Source organism: Polynucleobacter sp. 39-46-10 (genome assembly GCF_002282275.1).
Window position 1 is genome coordinate 1 of the sequence record NZ_NCJB01000493.1, and the last position, 1310, is coordinate 1310.

2 protein-coding genes are annotated in these 1310 nt (G+C 44.0%); one reads left to right on the forward strand and one right to left on the reverse strand.

The annotated features are described in order from the left end of the window. The first annotated feature begins 175 nt into the window (after positions 1-175). Entirely contained in the window at positions 176-856 is a 681-nt protein-coding gene (locus B7X71_RS17085) for a cytochrome b/b6 domain-containing protein (RefSeq protein WP_293598447.1), read from the forward strand. On the opposite strand, the gene B7X71_RS17090 is transcribed toward B7X71_RS17085, so the two are convergent. Further along, positions 857-1306, reverse strand: coding sequence for a cytochrome c (locus B7X71_RS17090; protein ID WP_293598446.1), 450 nt, complete (start codon positions 1304-1306; stop codon positions 857-859). Positions 1307-1310 lie beyond the last annotated feature (4 nt).

Sequence of the window (1310 nt, forward strand, 5' to 3'; positions counted from 1 at the left end):
TAAGTTGGGTATGAAGACTGGCGAGGGTTTCTATTCCTGGACTGCAGAAACCATGAAAGCAGAGCGAGAGCGTTACCAAGAAGCCTTGCGGGAAGGATTAAAGATTATCCAAAAGGATTTGCCTGAGATTAAATAAATTCAGGGACAAGCTCTTGCATTGATTTATTCTGCAGGGATGAAAAAAATCATCCGCGTTTGGGATTTGCCGATTCGCCTGTTTCACTGGCTTTTAGTCATTTGTATTGTTCTGAGCTTTATTACCGTGAAGATTGGCGGTAATGCCATGGACTTCCATGCCTTAGTCGGCTATTGCGTTCTAAGCTTAATTATTTTTCGAATCTGCTGGGGCTTGATTGGTTCATACCATGCCCGCTTCATTCATTTTGTTCCAAGTCCTAAAGGACTAATTAATTACCTATTGGGCAAAACCAAGGCTGGTCTTGGCCATAACCCTCTAGGCGCCCTATCAGTTCTGGGATTACTTTTTTCAGTGGGTCTTCAGGCTGTGACGGGTCTATTTGCAAATGACGATATTGCTTTTGAGGGACCGTTTGCAAAATATGTTTCGAATGAAACGGTTCAGGTGCTCACCTCAATTCATTACTTCAATGAAAACATTCTCATCATATTGATTGCACTCCATCTTTGTGCGATTGTGTATTACCAAAAATTCAAGGGCGAGAATTTAATCAAACCCATGTTGGTGGGCGATAAAGAAATTGACCCAAGCGATCAGGCAAACTATCTGCCATCTGACTTGGGTCAGGCCTCCAAGGATGGAGGTCTGCAACGCGGCTCGGCTTTATTGCTGCTGAGCCTGATTGCGGTAATTCTGGTTTACTTCATTAAGGGCTGATTACTTTTTCTTAAAGTCATCATGGCAACCTTTGCAGGTAGCACCAGCTGCACCAAAGGCCTTCTTGATGGCTTCTTGATCGCCTGACTGTGCTGCAGTGTTCAGGTTGGCTACGGCAAGCTGCATTTTTTCTCCAGCAGCTTTAAATTTAGCATTGTCTGACCAAACCCCTGGAAGCGCATTGCCACCCTCAGTGCCTGGACCAAATGCTTGCCATGGCAAAGTGGAGAGAGTTGCAACAACTGCTGCATTCTTGGCTACCTCATCTTTGTTAAATGGGGCCTCACCTTTAACTACTGCGCCAATTTTCCCAAAAGAATTAGCCATCACCGTATAAACACTTTGACGATACTTAATTGCATCTTCGGGTTTTTTAAATTGTGCATAAGCGATTCCGCTTGCCAATAATGTTGGTGCAAGTGTTGCTAAAACAAGGTGCTTGAGTTTCATAAGG